Source organism: Streptomyces sp. NPDC050549, from assembly GCF_040655035.1.
GTDB lineage: Bacteria > Actinomycetota > Actinomycetes > Streptomycetales > Streptomycetaceae > Streptomyces.
In genome coordinates this window covers 168,047-192,749 of sequence record NZ_JBFAJD010000017.1, presented here as the reverse complement: position 1 = coordinate 192,749, position 24,703 = coordinate 168,047, and the positions used below count along the sequence as shown (strand labels likewise).

The 24,703-nt window shown below is 70.2% G+C and carries 18 protein-coding genes and 2 pseudogenes; 11 read left to right on the top strand and 9 right to left on the bottom strand.

What is annotated here, in order from left to right:
• Positions 1-58: 58 nt before the first annotated feature.
• The gene (gene gcvP, locus AB0I51_RS25095) at positions 59-2,944 is read left to right on the top strand and encodes an aminomethyl-transferring glycine dehydrogenase (RefSeq protein WP_362978665.1); all 2,886 of its coding nucleotides are present in this window, start codon (positions 59-61) and stop codon (positions 2,942-2,944) included.
• Between the two features lie 95 nt (positions 2,945-3,039).
• Here the strand turns inward: gcvP and AB0I51_RS25090 are convergent, their stop codons facing one another.
• Genes AB0I51_RS25090 through modA form a run of 3 tightly spaced genes read right to left on the bottom strand, consistent with a single transcriptional unit; the run spans position 3,040 to position 5,776 of the window.
• Positions 3,040-4,104 carry an ABC transporter ATP-binding protein gene (locus AB0I51_RS25090; RefSeq protein WP_362978663.1) on the bottom strand — a complete coding sequence of 355 codons (1,065 nt, stop codon included), beginning with the start codon at positions 4,102-4,104 and terminating at the stop codon, positions 3,040-3,042.
• Positions 4,101-4,958, bottom strand: a complete 858-nt coding sequence (locus tag AB0I51_RS25085; protein WP_362978661.1) for an ABC transporter permease — start codon at positions 4,956-4,958, stop codon at positions 4,101-4,103. The genes AB0I51_RS25090 and AB0I51_RS25085 overlap by 4 nt, the downstream gene beginning before the upstream one ends.
• Positions 4,955-5,776 carry a molybdate ABC transporter substrate-binding protein gene (modA, locus tag AB0I51_RS25080; protein ID WP_362978659.1) on the bottom strand — a complete coding sequence of 274 codons (822 nt, stop codon included), beginning with the start codon at positions 5,774-5,776 and terminating at the stop codon, positions 4,955-4,957. Before modA ends, AB0I51_RS25085 begins: the two co-directional genes overlap by 4 nt.
• A 205-nt stretch (positions 5,777-5,981) precedes the next feature.
• Here modA and AB0I51_RS25075 point away from each other — a divergent pair.
• A pseudogene (locus AB0I51_RS25075) lies at positions 5,982-6,410 on the top strand (hypothetical protein); the annotation flags it as partial.
• 18 nt (positions 6,411-6,428) lie between these two features.
• On the opposite strand, the pseudogene AB0I51_RS25070 reads toward AB0I51_RS25075, so the two are convergent.
• Positions 6,429-6,701, bottom strand: a pseudogene (locus AB0I51_RS25070) (aldehyde oxidase); the annotation flags it as partial.
• Between the two features lie 74 nt (positions 6,702-6,775).
• Between AB0I51_RS25070 and AB0I51_RS25065 the strand changes: the two are divergent.
• Positions 6,776-7,708, top strand: coding sequence for a LysR family transcriptional regulator (locus AB0I51_RS25065; protein ID WP_362978657.1), 933 nt, complete (start codon positions 6,776-6,778; stop codon positions 7,706-7,708).
• A gap of 104 nt (positions 7,709-7,812) precedes the next feature.
• Positions 7,813-8,973: an NAD-dependent formate dehydrogenase gene (locus AB0I51_RS25060; protein WP_362978655.1), complete on the top strand. Its 1,161-nt coding sequence runs from the start codon at positions 7,813-7,815 to the stop codon at positions 8,971-8,973.
• Positions 8,974-9,020: 47 nt separating this feature from the next.
• Here AB0I51_RS25060 and AB0I51_RS25055 read toward each other — a convergent pair whose 3' ends face one another.
• Positions 9,021-9,416: a helix-turn-helix transcriptional regulator gene (locus tag AB0I51_RS25055; protein ID WP_362978653.1), complete on the bottom strand. Its 396-nt coding sequence runs from the start codon at positions 9,414-9,416 to the stop codon at positions 9,021-9,023.
• Between the two features lie 197 nt (positions 9,417-9,613).
• Here AB0I51_RS25055 and AB0I51_RS25050 point away from each other — a divergent pair, with 197 nt between their 5' ends.
• A complete protein-coding gene (locus AB0I51_RS25050) occupies positions 9,614-10,204 on the top strand; it encodes a DUF1707 domain-containing protein (protein WP_362978651.1) in 591 nt (196 codons plus the stop codon).
• On the opposite strand, the gene AB0I51_RS25045 is transcribed toward AB0I51_RS25050, so the two are convergent.
• The 3 genes from AB0I51_RS25045 to AB0I51_RS25035 all read right to left on the bottom strand — a co-directional run bounded on the left by AB0I51_RS25045 (position 10,182) and on the right by AB0I51_RS25035 (position 14,617).
• Entirely contained in the window at positions 10,182-10,703 is a 522-nt protein-coding gene (locus AB0I51_RS25045; RefSeq protein ID WP_362978649.1) for a hypothetical protein, read from the bottom strand. The genes AB0I51_RS25050 and AB0I51_RS25045 overlap by 23 nt on opposite strands.
• Positions 10,704-10,820: 117 nt before the next feature.
• Positions 10,821-12,782, bottom strand: coding sequence for an amino acid transporter (locus AB0I51_RS25040; protein ID WP_362978647.1), 1,962 nt, complete (start codon positions 12,780-12,782; stop codon positions 10,821-10,823).
• 260 nt (positions 12,783-13,042) lie between these two features.
• Positions 13,043-14,617: a Na+/H+ antiporter gene (locus tag AB0I51_RS25035; protein ID WP_362978645.1), complete on the bottom strand. Its 1,575-nt coding sequence runs from the start codon at positions 14,615-14,617 to the stop codon at positions 13,043-13,045.
• 192 nt (positions 14,618-14,809) lie between these two features.
• Between AB0I51_RS25035 and AB0I51_RS25030 the strand changes: the two genes are divergently transcribed.
• Positions 14,810-17,323 (top strand): ATP-binding protein, encoded by a 2,514-nt coding sequence (locus AB0I51_RS25030; protein WP_362978643.1) that lies wholly within the window; start codon positions 14,810-14,812, stop codon positions 17,321-17,323.
• Here AB0I51_RS25030 and AB0I51_RS25025 read toward each other — a convergent pair.
• The gene (locus tag AB0I51_RS25025; RefSeq protein ID WP_362978641.1) at positions 17,301-17,801 is read right to left on the bottom strand and encodes a hypothetical protein; all 501 of its coding nucleotides are present in this window, start codon (positions 17,799-17,801) and stop codon (positions 17,301-17,303) included. The genes AB0I51_RS25030 and AB0I51_RS25025 overlap by 23 nt on opposite strands.
• A gap of 255 nt (positions 17,802-18,056) precedes the next feature.
• Here AB0I51_RS25025 and AB0I51_RS25020 point away from each other — a divergent pair, with 255 nt between their 5' ends.
• The 5 genes from AB0I51_RS25020 (at position 18,057) to AB0I51_RS25000 (ending at position 24,698) form a co-directional block, all read left to right on the top strand.
• Entirely contained in the window at positions 18,057-19,898 is a 1,842-nt protein-coding gene (locus AB0I51_RS25020) for an APC family permease (RefSeq protein ID WP_362978639.1), read from the top strand.
• Positions 19,899-20,171: 273 nt separating this feature from the next.
• Positions 20,172-20,261, top strand: a complete 90-nt coding sequence (gene kdpF, locus AB0I51_RS25015; RefSeq protein ID WP_016434100.1) for a K(+)-transporting ATPase subunit F — start codon at positions 20,172-20,174, stop codon at positions 20,259-20,261.
• Between the two features lie 8 nt (positions 20,262-20,269).
• Positions 20,270-21,934: a potassium-transporting ATPase subunit KdpA gene (gene kdpA, locus AB0I51_RS25010; RefSeq protein ID WP_362978637.1), complete on the top strand. Its 1,665-nt coding sequence runs from the start codon at positions 20,270-20,272 to the stop codon at positions 21,932-21,934.
• Positions 21,931-24,060, top strand: coding sequence for a potassium-transporting ATPase subunit KdpB (gene kdpB, locus AB0I51_RS25005; RefSeq protein WP_362978635.1), 2,130 nt, complete (start codon positions 21,931-21,933; stop codon positions 24,058-24,060). Before kdpA ends, kdpB begins: the two co-directional genes overlap by 4 nt.
• A gap of 5 nt (positions 24,061-24,065) precedes the next feature.
• Positions 24,066-24,698, top strand: a complete 633-nt coding sequence (locus AB0I51_RS25000) for a potassium-transporting ATPase subunit C (RefSeq protein WP_362978633.1) — start codon at positions 24,066-24,068, stop codon at positions 24,696-24,698.
• Positions 24,699-24,703: the final 5 nt, after the last annotated feature.

Sequence of the window (24,703 nt, the reverse complement as noted above, 5' to 3'; positions counted from 1 at the left end):
CGGCACCCCACTGTCGTGGTGCCCTCGAAGGTCGTGTCCGACCAGGAGGCCTCCCAAAATGACCGCCCCTCGCACTTCGCTCTCCGAGCTCGAACAGGGCATCCCGTTCGAGCAGCGCCACATCGGTCCCGACCAGGAGGCGCGGGCCAAGATGCTCGCGCAGGTCGGCTACGGCTCGCTCGACGAGCTCACGGCCGCCGCGGTCCCCGATGTGATCAAGAACGCCGACTCCCTCGACCTGCCGGGCGCCCGCACCGAGGCCGAGGTGCTGGCCGAACTGCGTTCCCTCGCGGACCGCAACGAGGTCCTCGGTTCGATGATCGGGCTCGGGTACTACGGGACCTTCACCCCGCCTGTGATCCTGCGCAACGTCATGGAGAACCCGGCCTGGTACACGGCCTACACGCCGTACCAGCCGGAGATCTCCCAGGGGCGGCTCGAAGCCCTGCTGAACTTCCAGACCATGGTCGCCGACCTCACCGGGCTGCCGACCTCCGGCGCCTCCCTGCTCGACGAGGGGACGGCCGCCGCCGAGGCCGTGGCCCTGTCGCGGCGTATGGGCAAGAACAAGAAGGGTCTGTTCCTGGTCGACGCCGACGCGTTGCCGCAGACCGTCGCCGTGATCGAGACTCGTGCGGAGCCGGCCGGTGTCGAGGTCGTCGTCGCCGACCTCAGCGAGGGCATCCCGGCCGAGATCGCCGAGCGTGAGATCAACGGCGTGCTCGTGCAGTACCCGGGCGCCTCCGGTGCCGTACGCGACATCAAGCCGCTGATCGAGCAGGCGCACGAACTCGGCGCGCTCGTCACCGTCGCCGCCGATCTCCTCGCGCTCACGCTGCTGAAGTCGCCGGGCGAGCTGGGAGCGGACATCGCGGTCGGTACGACGCAGCGCTTCGGGGTGCCGATGGGCTTCGGCGGCCCGCACGCCGGATACATGGCCGTGCGCGAGAAGTTCGCGCGCAGCCTGCCCGGGCGGCTCGTGGGCGTCTCCGTCGACGCCGACGGACACAAGGCCTACCGCCTCGCCCTGCAGACCCGCGAGCAGCACATCCGCCGTGAGAAGGCCACCAGCAACATCTGCACCGCCCAGGTGCTCCTCGCCGTCATGGCCGGGATGTACGCCGTCTACCACGGACCCGAGGGGCTCAAGGGCATCGCGCGGCGGACGCACCGGTACGCCACGATCCTCGCTGCCGGGCTCACCGCCGGTGGTGTCGAGATCGTCCACGGCGGCTACTTCGACACGCTGACCGCGCGCGTTCCCGGCCGGGCCGCCGAGGTCGTCGCCGCCGCCCGCGAGGACGGGGTCAACCTCCACCTCGTGGACGCCGACCAGGTGTCCATCGCCTGCGACGAGACCACCACGCGCGCCCAACTGGTCGCCGTATGGACCGCGTTCGGCGTCGACGGAGACATCGAGGCGCTCGACGCGACCGCCGAGGACACGCTGCCCGAGGCGCTGCTGCGGAACGACGCGTACCTCACGCACCCCGTGTTCCGGGACCACCGTTCCGAGACCGCGATGCTGCGCTACCTGCGCAGGCTCGCCGACCGGGACTATGCGCTCGACCGGGGCATGATCCCGCTGGGCTCCTGCACGATGAAGCTCAACGCGACCACCGAGATGGAGCCGGTCACCTGGCCCGAGTTCGGGCAGCTGCACCCCTTCGCGCCCGCCGAGCAGGCGCAGGGATACCTCACGCTCATCAGGGAGCTGGAGGACCGGCTCGCCGAGGTCACCGGGTACGACAAGGTGTCGCTGCAGCCCAACGCCGGTTCGCAGGGCGAGTTGGCCGGGCTGCTGGCAGTGCGCGGATACCACCGGGCCAACGGCGACGAGCAGCGGACCGTGTGTCTGATCCCGTCGTCCGCGCACGGCACCAACGCCGCCAGCGCCGTCATGGCCGGCATGAAGGTCGTCGTCGTGAAGACCGCCGAGGACGGCGAGATCGACGTCGAGGACCTGCGGGCGAAGATCGAGCAGTACCGCGACGAACTCGCCGTGCTGATGATCACCTACCCGTCCACGCACGGGGTGTTCGAGGAACACGTCGCCGACATCTGCGCGCAGGTCCACGAGGCCGGCGGGCAGGTCTACGTCGACGGCGCCAACCTCAACGCCCTTGTGGGGCTGGCCAAGCCGGGCCACTTCGGCGGCGACGTCTCGCACCTGAATCTGCACAAGACGTTCTGCATTCCGCACGGCGGCGGTGGGCCGGGTGTCGGGCCGGTGGGCGTGCGCGCGCATCTCGCGCCGTATCTGCCGAACCACCCGTTGCAGCCTGCGGCCGGGCCGGAGACGGGAGTCGGGCCCATCTCGGCCGCGCCCTGGGGCTCGGCCGGCATCCTGCCGATCTCCTGGGCGTACGTCCGGCTCATGGGCGGCGAGGGGCTGAAGCGGGCCACGCAGGTGGCCGTGCTCTCCGCCAACTACATCGCCAAGCGGCTCGAACCGCACTACCCCGTGCTCTACACCGGGCCCGGCGGGCTCGTCGCGCACGAGTGCATCATCGATCTGCGGCCGATCAGCAAGGCGACCGGTGTCTCCGTCGACGACATCGCCAAGCGGCTCATCGACTACGGCTTCCACGCGCCGACGATGTCGTTCCCGGTGGCCGGTACGCTGATGATCGAGCCGACCGAGTCCGAGGACCTGATCGAGCTGGACCGGTTCTGCGAGGCGATGATCGCGATTCGCGGGGAGATCGAGAAGGTCGGGGCGGGGGAGTGGCCGGCCGAGGACAACCCGTTGCGGAACGCGCCGCACACCGCCGCCGCGCTCGGCGGGGAGTGGGGGCACGCCTACTCGCGCGAGGAGGCTGTCTTCCCGGCGGGTGTTTCCGTTGCCGACAAGTACTGGCCGCCTGTGCGGCGGATCGACCAGGCTTTTGGCGACCGGAACCTGGTTTGTTCCTGCCCGCCGTTGGATGCGTACGAGGACTGAGTTCCTCGGTTGCTGCGCCGTCGTGGCTGGTCGCGCCCCGTGGCGGAGCCACAAATCGATACAGCCCCGCGCCCCAGGAAAAGGGGCGCGGGTGCTCACGCGGGATACGAGTGGGTCTGGGTTGCCTTGACCGTTGCCCAGACCGACGCCCCCTGATGCAGGTCCAGTTCGGCCGCTGCCGGTGTCGTCAGGTCTGCCGCCAGGGGGAGTTCACCGGTCAGGTCGACGCGGATCTGGTCGCCGTGGGTTTCCAGGCCCGCTACCTCGCAGTGCCAGAGGTTGCGGGCGCTGGCGCCGGTCGGGCGGTCTCGGAAGAGAGTCACCGCGCTTGGTGGGAACGCCACGAACACCTCGCCGGTCAGGTGCTCCGTGGTGGTGATCGTGGGGCCGGCGTCGAGCGTGACCGTGTGGCCGTCGGCGAGGCCCTTGTAGAGGTTGAGGCCGACGAGTTGGGCGATGTAGTCCGTGCGTGGGTGGCGGGCGATGTCGGCGGGGGTGCCCTGCTGGACGATCGTGCCGTGCTCGATCACCACCAGTCGGTTGGCCAACACCATGGCGTCCAGGGGGTCGTGGGTGACCAGGACGGCTACCGCTTCGAACTCCGCGAGATGGCGGCGGAGTTGGGCTCGTACGTCCAGGCGGGTGCGGGCGTCCAGGGCGGCGAGGGGTTCGTCGAGGAGCAGGAGGCGTGGGCGGGTCGCCAACGCCCTTGCCACGGCAACGCGTTGGGCCTGGCCGCCGGAGAGTCTGCGGGGCTTGGTGCCCGCGTGCTCGGTGAGGCCCATCCTCTCCAGCCACTCGGCGGCGATGGCCCGGGACTCCGCCTTGGTCGCGCCCTGGCAGCGCGGGCCGAAACCGACGTTGTCGAGGGCGGTGAGGTGCGGGAAGAGGAGGTAGTCCTGGAAGACGACGCCTACCGGGCGGAACTCCGGCGGCGTACGGTCCAACTCCGTGCCGTCCAGCCGTAGATGACCGTCCGTCAGGCGAACCAGGCCGGCCAGCGCGCGGAGCGCGGTCGTCTTGCCCGCGCCGTTGGGGCCGAGCAGGGCGACTACGTCGCCGGGTGCCGCGCTCAGCTCGACGTCGAGGCGGAACGTGCCGCGGTCCACGACGAGACGGGCGTCGAGGCCCTCGTCGGCTGTGGTGATGAGGTCGCTCATGATGTGGTCATCCAGCGGTCCCGGAGCCCCGCCAGGACCGCGATCGACACGGCCAGCAGGACCAGGCTGAGGGCGATGGCCGCTTCCGGGTCGTTCTGGAGGGCCAGGTAGACCGCGAGGGGCATGGTCTGGGTGCGGCCGGGGAAGTTGCCGGCGAAGGTGATCGTCGCGCCGAACTCGCCCAGCGCGCGGGCCCAGGCGAGCACCGAGCCCGCCGCGATGCCCGGGGCGATCAGGGGGAGCGTGACCCGGCGGAACGCCGTGAAGCGGGAGGCGCCGAGGGTCTGGGCCGCCTCCTCGTAGCGCGGGTCGGCGGCGCGCAGCGTGCCCTCGACGCTGATGACCAGGAACGGCATCGCCACGAACGCCTCCGCGACCACGACACCGGTCGTGGTGAAGGGGAGCGTGATGCCGAACCACGAGTCCAGCCACTGGCCCACGACACCGTTGCGGCCCAGCGCCAGGAGCAGCGCCACGCCGCCCACCACCGGGGGCAGGACCAGTGGGAGGGTCACCAGGGCCCGGACGAGGCCGCGGCCGGGGAACTCCGTGCGGGCCAGCAGCCAGGCCAGCGGCACACCCAGGACCAGGCACACTGCCGTCGCCAAGGTCGCGCTCAGCAGGGAGAGTCGCAGCGCCTCCCAGACCTCCGTGCTGGTGAGTTGTGACGGCAGCGACCGCCAGGGGGCCCGTACCAGCAGGGCGAGCAGCGGGAGGAGCAGGAACGCCAGCCCTACGAGCGCGGGCACCAGCAGGGGCAACGGCACCCCGTGTCCGGACATCCGGACACGGCGACGCCGCGGGCCGCCCTTCAGGGTCTCGGCCGCGGCGTCGGAGGTGTCGAGCTTGGTCATGGCTTGAGGAAGCCCGCCGCGGACAGCACCTTCTGGCCCTCGGCGGACTGCACGAGCGCGATGAACGCCTTGGCGGCGACGGCGTTGGGCGCGTTCTTGAGGAGGACGATCGGGTAGTCGTTGATCGCGTCGGCGGACTCGGGGAACTCCACGCCCTGCACCTTGCTGCCGGCGGCGTGCACATCGGTCTTGTAGACGACCGCGGCGTCGGCCTCCTTCAGCACCACCTTGTTGAGGGCGGACTTGACGTCGGCCTCGTACGAGACCGGGGTGAGCTTCAACCTGCTTGCCGTCAGCGCCTTTTGGGCTGCCGCGCCGCACGGCACCGTCTTGTCGCAGAGCACGACCTTGAGGCTGGACCTGGTGAGGTCCTTGAGGGAGGTCACCTTGTCGGGGTTGCCCGGCAGGGTGGCGATCTCCAGCTGGTTGCGCACGAAGGTGGCGGGCGTGCCGACGCCGTCGCCCTTGTCCGTGACGATCGCCATGGTCTTGGGGCTCGCGGCGGCGAACACGTCGGCAGGGGCGCCGCCGGTGATGCTCGCGGCCAGGGTGTCGGAGCCGCCGAAGTTGAAGGTGACCTTGGTGCCGGGGTGTGCCTTCTCGAACTCCTTGCCCAGGGTGGTGAAGGACTCCTGGAGCGAGGCGGCGGCGAAGACGGTGACGGTGCCGGACATCTTCGGGGACGCGGACGCCGAGGAGCCGGACTTCGAGGAGGACGAGTCGTCGCTGGAGGAGCAGGCGCTCAGGGCCAGCAGCGCGGCGGTTCCGGCCCCCGCAACCTGCAGGGTCCGGCGGGTCCGACGCGCGGAACGGGTCATCACGGTTCTACTCCTCTGATTCTGCCGATAAGGGGTTGTCGCGCCCTTGCCCGGCCGCAACGGCCGTGCCGTGATGATACTGCCGCATATGCAAGGTGTAGGTCTCCTGTCACATCGCATGAGCTGCACTATTCGCTTGTGAGGTGTGCATGTGCGTTTGTACGGGACTGCCGTCCGGGTACCACACTCCGGGAGGTGATGGCTCGTGACGCTCGCGCAGCTCGACCTGACGGGGGACCTCGCCCGCCTTGCCCGGCTGACCGTGCCGGACCTGCTGAACTGGCCGCTGCACCGGGTCGGGGTCGGCTTCGAGTGCGCCACCAGCGGCACCCAGGTGCACCGCTTCGCGGGACCACGGCTCTACGACGTCCTGCCCGCGGCCGGTCCCGGCTTCGACCCCGTCCGCCGCAAGGACCGGCTGCGCTTCCTCATCGCGGTGAGCGGTACGGACGGGCACCACGCGCTGCTGTCCTGGGCCGAGATCGACCCCGACTTCGCTCATGCCCCAGTTCTGCTCGCTGTGAGCATCGACGACACCCCGCTCGACCGTGCCGGACCGCAACTGGTGCTTCCACAGGACGGTTGCGGGGCCCGGCACATCAGTGGGATCAGTGCGATACGGGTGGACGGGGGTACGGCGCGGCGAATTGGCCAGCGCCGGCCACACCCGGTCGCGGATCGGCGGAAGCTCGGTGAATCGGACGCCCGTCGTGTCCCGCAGGGCGTCGGCGAAGGCGGGCACGACCGGGTTGAAGGGGCTCTCGCTCATCGACTTGGCGCCCAACGGCCCGATGGCGTCCGCCGTTTCCATGAAGTGGACCTCGGCGCGCGGCGCGTCCGTGTACCGCGGGAGCCGGCAGCGGCGGAACGCGGCCGTCTCCACCGCGCCGTGCTCGTCGACGCGGACGTTCTCGAAGAGTGGGGCCGCCTCGACCTGTGGGCGGCCCTGTTGCGCCGGACGGACAGCGCCTAGCCTGCACGTCACAGGGGAGGTCAGGGATGCTGTTGCGTCAGCTGGAGTACCTCGTCGCGCTCGCCCGTGAGCGGCACTTCGCGCGCGCCGCGGCGGCCTGCTATGTCTCGCAGCCCTCGCTGTCGGCCGCGATCCGACGGCTGGAGCACGAGTTGGACGTGCCGATCGTGCGGCGCGGCAGAAAGTACGAGGGGCTGACCCCGGAGGGCGAGGTGGTGCTCGCCTGGGCGCACCGCATCCTGGCCGAACGGGACGCCCTGCACCAGGAGTTGTCGGCCCTGCGCGGCGGCCTGACCGGCACGCTGCGGCTGGGCGTGGTGCCGACCGCGCTGCCCCCCGCCTCCCTCCTCACCACCCCGTTCTGCGAACGGCATCCCCGGGCCCGGGTCGCCCTGGAGTCGCTGTCGTCCGTCGACATCAGGCACGGGCTCGCCGAGTTCGAGCTGGACGCGGCGATGACGTACCTGGACGACGACAGCCTGCGCAACGTCCGCCGCTTCCCGCTGTACGAGGAGCGGTACGTCCTGCTGACGCCCGTCGGCGGCCCACTCGCCGGTGTCAGCAAGGCCAGTTGGGCCCAGGCGGCCACCCTCCCGCTCTGCCTCCTCAACTCGCGGATGCGCAACCGCCGCATCATCGACGAGTGTTTCGCCGCCGAGGGGGCGACGGCCTGCCCGGCGATCGAGTCGGACAGTGTCGCCGGGCTCTACACACTGCTGCCCGGCGGGCGTTGGTCGAGCGTGATCTCGCACGCATGGCTGCACATGTTCGACGTACCGGAGGGGATGCGGGTGGTTCCGCTGAACGGGCCCGCGCACGGTCCCAGAGTGGGACTGGTCGTCGCCCGCAGCGAACCCCAGTCGGTGCTGGCGGAAGCCCTGTTGAAGGTGGCGCGGGAGGCGGGCGTACGCGACGCGCTCGACGAGCTGCTGCACACCTACCTGGGCGACGGACGCTGATAGACGCGGGCTATCCGGGCATAGCAACGTTCGCTTTGACCAGGGCGAATCACTCCGAGGATCGTGAAGTGCACCTTCCGACAACGGAGTTGAGGAGCCGCGACATGGCCAAGGTTCTCTGCGTCCTGTACGACGACCCGACCGACGGATACCCCACCTCGTACGCCCGCGACGGCCTGCCCGTGATCGACCACTACCCCGGCGGCCAGACCACCCCCACCCCGGAGGCGGTCGACTTCACCCCGGGCCACCTCCTCGGCAGCGTCTCCGGTGAACTCGGCCTGCGTGCCTACCTGGAGGGCGCCGGGCACACCCTGGTCGTCACCTCCGACAAGGACGGTGAGGGCTCGGTCTTCGACCGGGAACTGGTCGACGCCGACATCGTGATCTCGCAGCCGTTCTGGCCCGCGTACCTGACCCCGGAGCGGATCGCCGCCGCCAAGAACCTCAAGCTCGCGGTCACCGCCGGCATCGGATCCGACCACGTCGACCTCGACGCGGCGATCTCCCACGGTGTGACGGTCGCGGAGGTGACGTACTGCAACAGCATCAGCGTCGCCGAACACGTCGTGATGATCACGCTGTCCCTGGTGCGCAACTACCTGCCGTCCCACCAGGTCGTGCTCGACGGCGGCTGGAACATCGCGGACTGCGTGGCCCGTTCGTACGACCTCGAAGGCATGCACGTGGGGACGGTCGCCGCCGGGCGGATCGGGCTCGCGGTGCTGCGGCGGCTCGCGCCCTTCGACGTGAAGCTGCACTACACCGACCGGTACCGGCTGTCCGAGGACGTGGAGCGGGAGTTGGGGCTGACCTGGCACGAGAGCGCCGAGGACATGGTGCCGCACTGCGACGTCGTCACCATCAACGCGCCGCTGCACCCCGAGACGGAGGGGCTGTTCGGCGACAAACTGCTCGCGCAGACGAAGCGCGGCGCGTATCTCATCAACACCGCGCGGGCGAAGATCGTCGACCGGGACGCCGTCGACCGGGCGCTGCGCAGCGGGCAGTTGGCGGGTTACGCCGGTGACGTGTGGTTCCCACAGCCCGCTCCGGCGGACCATCCCTGGCGCACCATGCCGCACCACGGGATGACCCCGCACATCTCCGGTTCCTCGCTGTCGGCGCAGGCCCGGTACGCGGCGGGCACCCGGGAGATCCTGGAGGCGTTCTTCGCCGGGCGGCCGATCCGCGACGAGTACCTGATAGTGGACGGGGGCGCGTTGGCGGGGACCGGCGCGCACTCCTATTCGGTCAACAAGTGACGGACGGGATCGTCGCCTTCGGATGACGGCCGGGGCCGCCGCCCGCCTCACACGCGGTCGATATGTACGTTCGTCGACTTCACGCGGGCGGTGGCCTCCATGCCCACCTCCAGGCCGAGTTCCTCGACGGCCTCCCGGGTCAGCAGCGAGACGAGCCGGTGCGGGCCCGCCTGGATCTCGACCTGGGCGGCGACGTCACCGAGCTTGATCGCGGTGACGATGCCGGGGAACGCGTTGCGCACCGAGGTGTAGGAGGTGCCCTCCTCGACGACACCAGACTTCGCCAACTCGACCGAGAACGCGGCCAGATCGACACCGTCGATGAGCCGCCGGCCGCCCTCGTCGCGGTGGGTCCTCACCCGGCCCGCGTCGGCCCACCGGCGCGCGGTGTCGGGACTCACGCCGAGCAGCCGCGCCGCCTGGCCGATTGTGTAGGACTGCATACGCGCCACCCTAGGGCCTGTCCGGCGGGTCAGGTCGCAGGAGGGAGACGACAACGCGGCAGATGTGCGTGCCACACCCCGCGTCCGCGACAGGGCCCGCCTGACAGGCCCTGGGGGCAGAAGCGGAAGTCGGTGGACGAGGGGTTGGCTCTGGGGTATAACGCGATATAGCGCAGGTCGTCGATCGGGGTGAGGGTATGTCGGGTGAGCTGACGGGCACGACCGGGCTGCGGGCCTCGCATGCGGACCGGGACCGCGTCGTGGACGTGCTGACCGGCGCGGCCGGCGACGGACGGCTGACCGTCGAGGAGCTCGACGAGCGCGTCGAGGCCGCCCTGTCCGCCCGCACGCTGGGAGAGCTGGCGGTCCTGACGGCCGACCTCCCGGTGGTGGCGGGCGCGACTCCGGTCGAGGTGAAGGACGTCGCCCGCATCGAGCAGAACGGCGGTTCGACGCGGCGCGGTGACGGCTGGGTGGTGCCGCGCCGGCTGGAGATCCAGTCGCGCCTGGGCGATGTGACACTCGACTTCACACAGGCGGTGATCACCCAGGCCACGCTGCGCATCGACCTGGACATGCACCTCGGTGCGCTGCGGCTGCTGCTCCCGCCGGGCGTCGTCGTGAACACCGACGACCTGGTGCTCAACTACAGCAAGGTCAAGACGCGCGGGCCGGGTGACGGCGGGGCTCCGGTCGGGCTGCGGATAGAGATCGTCGGTCAACTCGGGTTCGGGAAGGTCCTGATACGCCGGACCCGGCGCAAGGTCAGGAAATCCCCGACGCCCTGAGCACCGACCGGGCCGTCTCGTCGTCGATCAGGTGGCCCAGGTGACGTAGGACCTCGGTGCCCTGGCGCAGTGTGCCGCGCTCCATCGAGTGCCGTATGCCCGTGTCCAGTTCGTGCCAGAGGAGGGGGTTGGCGACCAGCACCCGGGGGTCCAGTTCGAGCCACTGTCCGTGCGTGTCCCGCAGGACCAGACGCGCGGAGACATCGCCGTACTGCCGTACGACCGTCAGCGCGTCCGTGCGCACCGTGCGGCGCAGCAGCGGGCTGTCCACGGTGAGCCAGCCGGGGCCCGCAGTGACGCGGTGCGGGAGCAGCACGGCGCAGAGCGCCGCCGACATGGCGAACCACAGCAGCGCGCGGGGCAGGGTCAGGGTTCCGGCGTTCCAGTCGACCAGCAGGGTCATGGAGAGGAAACCGAGCGCGCAGCCCGCCGCCAGCCGGGCGTCGCCACGCCAGTGGCGGTCGCCGGCCGGGTCCGGTGGTGGGCTGCTGTACCGCATGGGGCCGACCGTAGGCCGCCCCGGTCCCGACGCGCGGGCCCCTGACGGGCCTCTTACGCTGCGGGACCGGATTTTGTCGTGTCTCTTACGGTGCCGGCGACAAGGAGGCCCGAACGGTCAGCCCGTGTGGACGCGCGGGCGCCGGGCGCGGTCCGGTTCCGCCTCGCGGAGGACCTCTCGGGTGACCGGGGCGACCTCGCCCTGGCCGAAGAGGAAGAAGCGGAGGAAGTTGGCGAAGGGGTTTCCCTCGGTCCACTCGAAGTAGATGTGCGGGGTGCAGCCGGTGGTGTCGCGGACGTTGAGGAGCAGCGCGGCCAGGGCGTTGGGGATGGAGGACGACTCCAGGGTCAGCACCCGGTAGCGGTTGTGGAGCACCTCGCCGTGGACCGTCAGGCCGGCCTCGAACTCGGAGGCGTCGAGGACCGTCACCTCGACGAAGACGAAGTCCTCCTGCTCGGGCAGGTCGTTGTCGTTGCGGATCTGTTCGATCTTGTCCCGGTACTCGGCCTTGTCGCGGCGGTCGGGTTCGTTGGCGATGAAGCGGATCTTGCGGCTGGCGATGTCCCGGATGAATCGTTCCGCCATGTCGTCGAAGGTCACGCTGGTCACGCGCAGTTCGAAGGCGCGGGCGAGTCGGGACAGCAGGGAGACCAGGATGATGCCGGCGATGAAGCAGGCGCCGATCTTCACACCGTCCGGGCGCTCGATGACGTTCACGACGGTGACGTAGAGGAGGACCGCGGAGACGACCCCGAAGGCGATCGTCCAGTTGCGCTGGCGGGCGCGGCGGGCGGAGATGGTCACCGCGATCGCGGCGGAGGACATGAGGACGAGGACGCCGGTGGCGTAGGCGCCGCCCTGGGCGTCGACGCTGGCGTCGAAGATCCAGGTGACCAGGAACGCGATCAGGGTGAAGACGATCACCATCGGGCGGACGGCCCGCGCCCAGTGCGGGGCCATGCCGTAGCGCGGGAGATAGCGCGGCATCAGGTTGAGCAGGCCGGCCATCGCGGAGGCGCCGGCGAACCACAGGATGGCGATGGTGGAGAGGTCGTAGACCGTGCCGAAGGCGTTGCCGAGGTACTCGTGCGCGAGATAGGCGAGGGCGCGGCCGTTGGCCTGGCCGCCCGTCTTGAACTCCTTCTCCGGGATCAGCACGGTGGTGATGAAGCTGGTGGCGATCAGGAACACGCTCATGATGAGCGCGGCGGTCGTCAGCAGCTTCTTGGTGTCCCGGATACGGCCCTTGGGGTTGTCGTGCGTGTCGTCCGGGTCGCCCTCGACGTGCGGCATGACGGCCACACCCGTCTCGAAGCCGGACAGGCCCAGCGCCAGCTTGGGGAAGACCAGCAGGGACACGCCGACCATGGCGAAGACGTTGCCGTGCTCGGTGGTGAGGGCGCTGGTCCAGTCGGTGACCACATGGGCCTCGGTGAGCACGTGCCACATGCCGACGACCACGACCACCACGTTGAGGCTCAGGTAGATCGCCACCAGGTAGAGGGCGACGCCGATCGCCTCCAGGAAGCCCTTGAGGAACACCGCGCCGAGCAGGGCGACCAGGATCAGCGTGATCAGCATCTGCTTGTCGTGCAGGACGCTGGTCAGGTGCGGGTTCTCCACGAGGTGGGTGGAGGCGTCGGCGGCCGACAGGGTGATGGTGATCAGGAAGTCGGTCGCGGCGAAGCCGAGCAGGGTGAGAACGAACAGCTTGCCCTTCCAGAAGGACAGCAGCCGTTCCAGCATCGCGATGGAGCCCTCGCCGTGCGGGCTCTCCTCGGCCACCCGCCGGTACACGGGCAGGGCGCCGGCGAGCGTCACGATCACGAGCACGACGGTCGCGACCGGCGACAGCAGTCCGGCCGCCAGGGCCGCGATGCCCGGCTGGTAGCCGAGGGTGGAGAAGTAGTCGACGCCGGTCAGGCACATCACCCGCCACCAGCGCTGGCCCTTGTGGGCCTGCTGCTCGGGTTCCGGCACGGACTGCGGCACCTGCTGGCCGCCACCCTTGCCCATGTCGGCCAGGCCCTCCAGCATCCAGGAGCGCAGGCGACTGGGAGGGTGTTCGGTCGTGGTCATGGGCGTACTCCTGGGGTGCGGGTCAGCGTGCGGTTTCTGGCCATCACGCGGACGGCGGCACCAGCGTAAGCGGAGAGTGACGCATGGGCCCACGGATGTCGGGGCCGTGGGCGTCAATCTTCCGTTAAGACTGGCCCGGTGGGCGGAAGGAGCGCATCAGGAAGGGGTGGCCGGGAGTGGTTGGGACCGCGTTGGGCTGTATGGGGGATGTTGGGCGGGCCGTACGGGCCGGTGCACACCGAGCGTGACGACGGGCCGCCTCACACGTCCGCCAGCCTCGCCTCCTCCAGGTCCAGCGACCGCTGCAACCGCCTGCGGGTCGTGTCGCTGATGGCGTGGTCGTCGTAGAGGCGCTGGAGCTCCACCGCTTCCACGGCGATCAGGTCGCGGCGGAGCTGGCGGTAGACCAGGTCGGCGGACTCCGTGGGAGACGGGTGGCCGTTGTGCTCGGCGAGGCGGTCGCGGGCGTCGTCGAGGCGGGCGTTGAGACCGCGGCGGAGCCGGTCGAGGACCACGTCCGGTACGGCTTCCAGCTCGGCGAGTTCGTCCAGGCGACGGATGCCGGCGCCGGCCAACTCACAGCGGGCGGACGCCTCTTCACGTTCCGTGTGGTCGGGTTCCAGTGCGATGCCGGAGCGGCGGACGACGGGTGCGAGCGTGAAGCCCTGCACGACCAGGGTGACCACGACGACCGAGGTGGTGAGGACCAGGATCAGCGGGCGGTCGGTCAGCGCGGCGCCGCTGCTGGTGACCTCCGGGATCGACAGGGCCGCCGCCAGCGGGAGGACACCCCGGGTGCCCGCCCAGGTCAGCACCATCGGCACCCGCCAATTCACCCGGTGCGTCCCGGCCTTGCGCTGCACCACCGCCGACAGCGGGGCCAGCCACAGCAGTCGTACGGCGATCAGGGTGCCCGCCACCGCGAGCGCGTAGAGCGGCCAGGCCCGGTCGCCGTCGGACAGCGCCCGCACCTGCGTGGGCAGCGCCAGTCCGATCAGCGAGAACACCACGCTCTCCAGCAGGAACACCAACGTGCCGTAGACGGCGTGCAGTTGGAGCCGGATCCGGGCGTTGGTGAGCCGGTCGCCGCGACCGCCCAGGACGACCCCGGCGACCACGACCGAGGTCACGCCCGAGGTGTGCGCGCCTTCCGCCAGGACATAGGCCGCGTACGGCGTGACCAGGGCGATCACCGTCTCCAGGACCGGGTCCTCGGTGTGCCGCCGGATGAGTGTCACGGCGTGGGCGACGGCCGCCCCGATGACCGTGCCGCCGCCCGCGAGCACGACGAACTCGCCGCCCGCCGCGCCCCAGTCGGCCGCCGCCGAGGCCACCGCGACGCTCACCGCGACCCGGAACAGCACCAGCGAGGTCGCGTCGTTGAACAGGGACTCCGCCTGCACGAGCATCTGGACCCGGGGCGGCAGCGCGAGCCGCCGGCCCAGCGCGGTGACGGCGACCGGGTCGGTGCTGGCCAGGACCGCGCCGAGCACGAAGGCCATCTGCCAGGACAGCGGGGTCACCGTGGACGCGACCCAGCCCACCGCCGCCGCGGAGGCGACGACCAGGCCGATCGCGAGGATCCCGACCGGCTTCCACACGGCCTTCAGCTCGCGCCACGACAGGTCCTCGGCGCTGGCGTAGAGCAGCGGCGGCAGCACCACCAGGCCGATCACGTCCGGGCTGATCCCGATGGCCGGGGTGCCAGGCAGCAGTGCCACGGCGAGACCGGCGACCACGAGGAGAGAGGGTGCGGGGATCCGCCACCGGCGGGCGAACGTCGCGACCAGCGTCGCGAGTACCACCAGAGCGAGAACCGTACCGACGCCGCGCATGCCGTCCCCTTGTGGTCTTGGACGAGCCCATGCGGACTCCCCGCCGACCAGACTTCCCGGCACACCGCGCACACCGCGCACACCCTAACCCGGCCGTGCGCCGTCAAGACAGTGTCAACGTCCTCGCGGGCGGCGCCAGAGACGCGTCAAGACGTCTGCCCGAAGGACTCTCGGGCGCTTCTCTGGGAGGCGATGAAAGACGTACTACGACGCGGGCGGCTGAAGGTCTACCTCGGGGCGGCCCCGGGTGTCGGCAAGACCTACCGCATGCTCGACGAGGCGCGGCGCCGGGCCGCCCGCGGCGCCGACGTGGTGGTGGGGTTCGCCGAGTGCCACGGGCGCCCCCTCACCGAGGCGATGCTCGACGGCCTGGAGGTCGTGCCCCGGGCCCAATGCGCCTACCGGGGCGGGAACTTCGAGGAGATGGACCTCGGCGCGGTCCTCGTCCGGCGCCCGGAGGTGGCCGTCGTCGACGAGTTCGCGCACAGCAACGTTCCCGGCGGCGGACGCAACGCCAAGCGCCGACAGGACATCGACGAACTGCTCGCCGCCGGCATCGACGTCGTCACCGCCGTCAACGTGCAGCATCTGGCGTCCCTGAAGGACGTCGTCGAGAAGATCACCGGGGTGCCGCAGCACGAGACGGTGCCCGACGACGCCGTACGACGGGCCCAGCAGATCGAGTTGATCGACATGCCGCCCGAGGGTCTGCGGCGGCGCATGGCGCACGGCAACATCTACCCGCCCGAGAAGATCGACGCGGCCCTCGCCAACTACTTCCGGCCCGGAAACCTCACCGCGCTACGGCAGTTGGCGCTGCTGTGGGTCGCCGACCGGGTCGACGAGGCCCTGCACACCTACCGCGCCGAGCACGCGATCGGCGGGGTGTGGGAGACCCGGGAGCGGGTGGTCGTCGCCCTCACCGGCGGCCCCGAGGGCGACACACTCATCCGGCGGGCCGCCCGCATCGCCGACCGGTCCGCCGGCGGCGATCTCCTCGCCGTGCACGTGGCCCGCAGCGACGGACTCGCCGCCGGAGTGTCACACGCCTCGCTCGCCCGGCAGCGCAGGCTCGTCGAGGACCTCGGCGGCAGCTACCACTCGGTGGTCGGCGACGGCGTCGCCACCGCCCTGGTCGAGTTCGCCCGCACCGAGAACGCCACCCAGCTCGTCCTCGGCACCAGCCGCCGGGGCCGCCTCGAACGCTTCCTGACCGGACCCGGAACGGGCGAGACGGTCACCGAACTCTCCGGCGACATCGACGTCCACCGGGTCACGCACGAACGCGCCGGGCGCGGCACCCTGCTCCCCTTCCGCCGCCGTACCCTCTCGACCGTACGGCTGATCGCCGGTCCCGTGGCGGGACTTGTACTGCCGGTCCTGCTCACCGTCTGCCTCGCCCAGGTGCGCGGCACGGTCAACCTCACCAGCGAGGCCCTGCTGTTCCTGCTCGCCGTGGTCGGGGTCGCCTGCATAGGCGGGGTCACCTCGGCGGTCATCGCGTCGCTGACGGCCTCGCTGCTGCTCAACTACTGGTTCATCCCGCCCATCGGCCGGTTCACGCTGGACGACCCCAACGCCCTGTTGGCGCTGGGGGTGTTCACGGTCGTGGCGGCGACAGTGTCCGCCGTGGTCGACCGTTCGCTACGACTGTCCCGGCGCTCGGCGCGGGCCACCGCCGAGGCGGAGACCATGTCCTCCCTCGCGGGCAGTATCGTGCGCGGCGGCCAGACGATCCCGGCCCTGCTGGAACGCACCCGCGAGACCTTCGGCACCGACTCGGCGGAACTCGTCGGCGAACCGCCCGACCACGAGATCGGCGAGGGTGTCACCACCGTCCCGGCGGGCCCCGGCGCCTTCCTCGTCCTGCGCGGGCGCACCCTCTCCTCCTCGGAACGCCGGGTGCTGGCCGCCTTCGCGGCCCATGTCGGCTCCGCCGTCGAAAGGGCCCAACTCGCCGAAGCGGCAGCCGGGATAGAGCCGGTGAAGGCGGCCGACCGGTTGCGTACGGCGCTCCTTCGGGCCGTAGGACACGATCTGCGGACGCCACTCGCTGCGGGCTGGGCGGCCGTCACCTCGCTGCGCGGGCGGGACGTGGAGTTCTCGGCAGCGGACCGGGACGAACTCCTTGCCACCGCAGACGAGTCGATGGCCAAGCTGAACCAACTGCTGGAGAATCTCCTCGACTTGAGCCGCTTGGAGGCGGGCGTCCTTCCCTTCAACCTGCGGGCCACCAGCCTGGAGGAGGTGCTGCCGATGGCGCTCGCCGACGTGCCCGACGTCGATCTGCGGGACGTGGAGGCCATTCCGCCGGTGCTCGTCGATCCGCCGCTGCTGGAGCGGGTGATCGCCAACCTCGCGGGCAACGCGGCCCGGCACACCCCGCCCGGGCGCCGGGTGCTGGTCACCGCCAGCGCGCTGGGCGGGCGGGTGGAGCTGCGGGTCGTGGACCGGGGCCCCGGGCTTCCGACTACCGGTCGCGAGCGGCTCTTCGAGCCGTTCCAGCGACTTGGCGACACCGACAACACCACCGGTCTTGGCCTCGGACTCGCCCTCGCGCGTGGCCTCACGGAGGCGATGAACGGGACGCTGATGCCCGAGGACACTCCGGGGGGCGGTCTGACCATGGTCGTGTCCCTGCCGCTGGCCGAAGGGGCGTGCCGGTCGGATCCGAGCCCTGTGGTCACTCCAGACCGGACACCCTGAAGACGGTCTCCGCGGTCTCGCGTTCGACGCGTTCCGCGACCCGGCGCAGCGCGGTCGTCCCGCACAAGAGCGAGCCGGAGGCGAGGGACTTGTGCGAGTCCTCTGCCAACCGGTGCCACACATCAGGGTTGTTGACCAGCACATCGGGATCGATCTCGACCCGGCTGCCGAACTCGTCCCGCAGCAGCAGCCGTTGAGAGACCCCGTCCAGACAGCGCACGGACACGAGCCGGTCCGTGCGGACGCGCCGCTCGCGCAGCAGCCCGCGTGAGGACAGCCAGCCCTCGCCCGCCCGGACCCGGGCCGGATACAGCACCACGAAGAGCAGTAACGCGAGCGCGAACCAGAGTGCGGCGCGCCAGAGCGTGAGCCGACCGCTGAAGTGGTCGACGATCAGCAGGAGTCCGAGGAGCGCGCCCGTGCAGCGGAACGTGCCGCGCAGGTCACGCGCCCATCGTCGGTCCTCCACCGGTGCCATGGGGGTGACGGTAGAGATCCCCGGCGTACGGAAGCAGGGCCTTGACGGGACTCTGACGGGTGCCCGGTGGTTCTTGACGCCCTCGCAGCGCCCGCGCAGCGGTCGAGCGCAGTTGTCCTGGTCACACACTCGTCAAGTTCGCGTCAAAGAACGCGTGTTCGGCGCGAAGAAGCCGCAAGGAGAAGGAGGAACCCGCGGCGACGGGACCGAACCTGGAGCGCGTCCGCGCGTCCGTACCTTGAAGGAGCCACCAGCATGACCGTTCTCACCGTCCAGCCGGACGAGACGCCCGCCGATGAGGAGCCCCCGGATACCGGCGAGCGCCATCGGCTCACCGCCCTCGCCGGGTTCGCCGCCCTCTCCCTGGACGCCATGGCGTCGGTGGCCTACGGCCCCGAGGCGATCGTCCTCGTGCTGGCCGCCGCCGGCGCGCACGGGCTCGGCTTCACGCTGCCGGTGACGCTCGCCATCGCCGCCCTGCTGGCGGTGCTCGTCGCGTCGTACCGGCAGGTCATCGCGGCATTCCCGGACGGCGGCGGCTCCTACGCCGTGGCGAAGACGCACCTGGGCGCGCGGACGAGCCTGGTGGCCGCCGCGTCGCTGGTGCTGGACTACGTCCTGAACGTCGCCGTGGCCGTCACGGCCGGAGTCGCGGCCCTGACCTCGGCCTTCCCCGGGCTGTACGACGACCGGCTGTGGCTGTGTCTGGCGGTGCTCGTGCTGGTCACGGCGGTGAACCTGCGCGGGATCGTGGAGTCGGCGCGCGCCTTCGTCGTGCCGACCGTCGTGTTCGTCGGGTCCATCTTCGTGCTCATCGCGGTCGGCCTGTTCCGGTCCGCGCCGGTGAGCACCGCGACCGCCGACGGACACGCCTCCGCGCTCGCCGACAACGCCACGAGCGTCGGCACCCTGCTGTTGCTGAAAGCCTTCGCCTCCGGTTGCAGCGCCCTCACCGGCGTCGAGGCCATAGCCAACGCCGTGCCCTCCTTCCGCGCGCCCCGGGTCAAGCGGGCCCAGCGCGCGGAGGTCGCCCTCGGCGCGGTGCTCGGCGTGATGCTGATCGGCCTGTCGGTGCTGATCTCCCGCTTCCACCTCCAGCCCGTCCAGGGAGTCACCGTCCTCGCCCAGCTCGCGGACGCCTCGCTCGGCCACAACTGGGCTTTCTACGTCATCCAGTTCGCGACGATGATCCTGCTCGCCCTGTCCGCGAACACGTCCTTCGGCGGGCTGCCCGTACTGCTGAAGCTGCTGGCCCGCGACAACTACCTCCCGCATGTCTTCGCCCTCAAGGCCGACCGCCAGGTGCACCGGCACGGCGTCCTCGCGCTGGCCGCGGTCTCGGCCGCGTTGCTGGTGTTCTCCGGCGGCGACACCAACACCCTCGTGCCGCTCTTCGCGATCGGCGTCTTCGTCGGCTTCACCGTCGCCCAGGTCGGCATGGTCCGGCACTGGCGCGGCGAACACGGCACCGGTTGGCGCGGGAAAGCCCTGCTCAACGGCTTCGGCGCGGTCCTCACCGGCGTGGCCGCGGTCGTCGTCACCGCGAGCAAGTTCGAGGAGGGCGCCTGGCTGATCGTGATCACCCTGCCCCTGCTCGTGCTCGCCTTCGAGACCGTGCACCGCGCCTACGCGCACATCGGCGAACGGCTCGGCCTCGGCCGTATCCCGGAACCGCCGCACCGCGACCGGTCCGTGGTGATCGTGCCCGTCTCCTCGCTGACCCGGCTCACCTCCGAGGCCCTGACGGCCGCAGCCTCCCTCGGCGACGAGGTCCGCGCGGTCACCGTCTGCTACCCCGACCCCGAGGACCGCGCCCACCTCCACGCCCTGGAACGCGCCTGGGCCGAGTGGAACCCCGGCGTGCCCCTGGTCCGGCTGGCCTGCGAACGCCGCACGCTGGGCCGGCCCATCGCCGCCTACGTACGGGACGTGTCGGCGGCGGAACCGGACACCCGGGTCACCGTCCTGATCGCGGAGGTGGAGCCCGTACGGCTGTGGCAGCGGCTGCTGCAGAACCAACGCGGGGCCGTCGTCGCCCATGCGGTACGGCGGGACACGGACGCGGTGATCTGCCGACTGAGGTTCCGGCTGTTCTGACGCGCGGCGCCGGTTCTGCGCTGTTCTGAAGCCCGGCGGCGCTGCGCACGTCCTCTGCACGGCGCCGCCGTAAGAGTCCCGTCAAAGGCGTACGCACCGCCGTAAGGGACCCGTCAACGGCGGCCGAATCCGGTCACGGGCGCGGTTACCTCTAAGCGTCCGTTCCATTCGAACCTCAATCCAGGAGCTCACGATGGCCGATCTGGCCTTCGTCGTCACCACGATCGCGGTCTTCGCGCTGGTGGCCCTCGTCGCCAAGGGGGTGACGAAGCTGTGACCGCCGAGAACATCGTCGGCCTCGTCGTGGCCGTCGCCCTGCTGGGCTATCTCGTCCTCGCCCTGATCTTCCCGGAGAGGTTCTGAGCAACGACATGGGTCCCGTACTCGCAGGCGTCCTCCAGCTGCTCGCCCTCATAGGCGCGCTGGCACTCGCCTACATCCCCCTCGGCAACTACATGGCCAGGGTCTACTCCTCCGACAAGCACCTGCGGGTCGAGAAGTGGATCTACAAGGGCATCGGTGCCGACCCGGACACCGAGATGCGCTGGCCCGCGTATCTGCGCGGTGTGCTGGCCTTCTCGGCGGTCGGGGTCCTCTTCCTCTATCTCCTCCAGCGCCTCCAGGGCATCCTGCCCGGCTCGCTGGGCTTCTCCTCGGTGAATCCGGCGCAGTCGTTCAACACGGCCGTGTCGTTCGTGACGAACACCAACTGGCAGTCGTACTACGGCGAGCAGACCATGGGCCACGTCGTGCAGACCGCCGGTCTTGCCGTGCAGAACTTCGTCTCCGCCGCTGTCGGCATCGCGGTCGCGGTGGCCCTGGTCCGGGGCTTCGCGCGCTCGCGCACCGGTGAACTCGGCAACTTCTGGGCCGACCTGGTGCGGGGCGTCATCCGCATCCTGGTCCCGCTGTCGGTGGTCGCGGCGATCGTCCTCGTCGCCTGCGGTGCCATCCAGAACTTCTCCGGGATCCACGAGGTCGGCCAGTTCATGGGAGGCCACCAGCAGTGGAACGGCGGCGCGGTCGCCTCGCAGGAGGCCATCAAGGAGGTCGGCACCAACGGCGGCGGCTACTTCAACGCCAACTCGGCGCACCCCTTCGAGAACCCGACCCCGTTCACGAACCTCTTCGAGATCTTCCTGCTGCTGGTCATCCCGTTCGCGCTGACCCGCACCTTCGGTGTCATGGTCGGGAGCGTGAAGCAGGGCTACGCGATCCTCGCGACCATGGCCACCATCTGGCTCAGCTTCGTCGTCCTGATGATGTGGACGGAATTCGCCCACCACGGCTCGGCGTTGCAGGCCGCCGGCGGTGCGATGGAGGGCAAGGAACAGCGCTTCGGTGTCGGCGCCTCCTCGATCTTCGCGGTGTCGACGACGCTGACCTCGACGGGCGCTGTGGACTCCTTCCACTCCTCGTTCACCGGTCTCGGCGGCGGAATCACCATCCTGGGCATGCAGTTGGGCGAGATCGCGCCCGGTGGTACCGGCTCCGGCCTCTACGGCATGCTGATCATGGCGGTCATCGCGGTGTTCATCGCCGGTCTGATGGTCGGCCGTACGCCCGAGTACCTGGGCAAGAAGATCGGTACCCGCGAGATGAAGCTCGCGGCCTGCTACATCCTGATCACGCCCGCCCTGGTGCTGATCTTCGCGGCGGCCTCGATGGCGCTGCCGACCCCGCCGCACTCGATGCTGAACTCCGGCGCGCACGGCTTCTCCGAGGTGCTGTACGCCTTCACCTCGGCCGCGAACAACAACGGCTCCGCCTTCGCCGGTCTGAACGCGAACACCGACTGGTTCAACACCATGACCGGGCTCGCGATGCTGCTCGGCCGCTTCCTGCCGATGGTGTTCGTGCTGGCGCTGGCCGGTTCGCTCGCCGAGCAGAAGCCGGTCCCGGTCACCGCGGGCACTCTGCGTACCGAGAAGCCTTTGTTCACCGGCCTGTTGGTGGGCGCGATCCTCATCATCACCGGTCTGACCTATTTCCCGGCGCTGGCGCTGGGACCGCTGGCCGAGGGGCTGGCGTCATGAGCACCCGTATAGACAACCAAGAGGACTCGATGTCCACAGCCACTCCGACCAGGGCGCCGCACAGCGATGTGCCGACCGGTCACAAGGAAGAGGGACGGGTCGGCGCGGGTCTGTTCGACCCGAAGCAACTGATCAGGTCCCTGCCCGACGCCTGCCGCAAGCTCGACCCGCGGGTGATGGTCAAGTCGCCCGTCATGTTCGTGGTGTGGATCGGGTCCGTGCTGACCACGGTCTTCTCCTTCAAGGACCCTGGCGATTGGTTCGGCTGGGCGATCAGCGTCTGGCTGTGGCTGACCGTCATCTTCGCCAACCTGGCGGAGGCCGTCGCCGAGGGCCGCGGCAAGGCGCAGGCCGACACCCTGCGCAAGGCCAAGACCGACACCGTGGCCAGGCGGCTCGTGGGCGGCCAGGAGGAGCAGGTGCCCGGCACCGAACTCCGCATCGGCGACCTGGTGGTGTGCGAGGCCGGCGACATCATCCCCGGCGACGGCGACGTCGTGGAAGGTGTGGCGAGTGTCGACGAGTCGGCCATCACCGGCGAGTCCGCACCCGTCATCCGGGAGTCCGGCGGCGACCGCTCGGCCGTCACCGGCGGTACGAAGGTTCTCTCCGACCGCATCGTCATCAAGATCACGACGAAGCCCGGCGAGACCTTCATCGACCGGATGATCGCCCTGGTCGAGGGCGCCGCCCGGCAGAAGACCCCCAACGAGATCGCCCTGAACATCCTGTTGGCGTCGCTGACGATCGTCTTCCTGCTCGCCTGCGCCACGCTGCCGCCGTTCGCGGACTACGCGGGCACGCACCTCACGATGATCGTGCTGGTGGCCCTGCTGGTCTGTCTCATCCCGACCACGATCGGCGCGCTGCTCTCCGCGATCGGCATCGCGGGCATGGACCGCCTCGTCCAGCGCAACGTACTGGCCATGTCGGGCCGTGCGGTCGAGGCCGCCGGTGACGTCTCGACGCTGCTGCTCGACAAGACCGGCACCATCACTCTCGGCAACCGCCAGGCGTCGGAGTTCGTACCGGTGACCGGCACCACCGAGGCCGAACTCTCCGACGCCGCGCAGCTCTCCTCGCTGGCCGACGAGACGCCCGAGGGCCGTTCCATCGTCGTCCTGGCGAAGGAGAAGTACGGCCTGCGCGAGCGCCACCAGGGCGAGTTGGCCCACGCCGAGTGGATCGCCTTCACCGCCCAGACCCGCATGTCGGGCGTGGACGTGGATGGCCGGAAGATCCGCAAGGGCGCGGCCGGTTCGGTGATCGCCTGGGTCAAGGAGCAGGGCGGTACCGTCTCCGAGGACGCCGACACCCTCGCCAACCGCATCTCCGAGGCCGGCGGCACCCCGCTGCTCGTGGCCGTCGAGGACGACAACGGCGCCCGGATCCTGGGCGTCATCCACCTCAAGGACGTCGTCAAGGAAGGCATGCGCGAGCGGTTCGACGAACTGCGGCGCATGGGCATCAAGACCGTCATGATCACGGGCGACAACCCGCTGACCGCCAAGGCGATCGCCGAAGAGGCGGGCGTCGACGACTTCCTCGCGGAGGCCACTCCCGAGGACAAGATGGCCCTCATCAAGCGGGAGCAGGCCGGCGGCAAGCTGGTCGCGATGACCGGCGACGGTACGAACGACGCGCCCGCGCTGGCCCAGGCGGACGTCGGCGTCGCGATGAACACCGGCACGTCGGCCGCGAAGGAGGCCGGCAACATGGTCGACCTCGACTCGAACCCGACCAAGCTCATCGAGATCGTCGAGATCGGCAAGCAACTCCTCATCACCCGGGGCGCGTTGACGACGTTCTCGATCGCCAACGACGTCGCCAAGTACTTCGCGATCATCCCGGCGCTGTTCGCGGCGGTCTACCCGGGCCTCGACAAGCTCAACATCATGCACCTGGCCTCGCCCGACTCCGCGATCCTGTCGGCCGTCGTCTTCAACGCGCTGGTCATCATCGCGCTGGTGCCGCTCTCCCTGCGGGGCGTGCAGTACCGGCCGGTCAGCGCGGACAAGATGCTCCGCCGCAACCTCGGGATCTACGGCATCGGCGGCCTGATCGCACCGTTCATCGGCATCAAGATCATCGACCTCCTCATCTCCCTCATCCCCGGAATCGGCTGATCGGCATGAACAACTCGGTATCCAACACCGCCCGGTTGCTCTGGGCGGCCCTGCGTGCCCTCCTCGTGCTGACCCTGGTGACCGGCGTCATCTACCCGCTGGCGGTCACGGGTGTGGCCCAGGCACTGTTCAACAACAAGGCGAACGGCTCGGAGGTCAAGGCGGACGGCAAGGTCGTCGGCTCCTCGCTCATCGGTCAACAGGGCTACAGCCTGGACTACTTCCAGCCCCGCCCCGCCAACGGACTGGGCACGAACTCGGGCAACACCCAGTACAAGCTGATCCTCTCCGGCGCCACCAACCTCTCCGCCGACAGCAAGGTGCTCGTCAAGCAGGTGGAGGACGCCAAGGCGGCGGTCGTGAAGAACAACTCCACGGCCGACTACAAGGTGAAGCCCTCCCAGGTGCCGGCCGACGCCGTCACCTCCTCCGGCTCCGGCCTCGACCCGGACATCTCCCCGGCCTACGCCGAACTGCAGGTCCACCGGGTCGCCGAGCGCAACCACCTTTCCGTCAGCCAGGTGGAGAAGCTGGTCAAAGACCACACCGACGGCCGCACCCTCGGCTTCATCGGCGAGCCCACCGTGAACGTGCTGGAACTCAACATCGCACTCAAGTCCCTTGTGACGAAGAGCTGATGGCA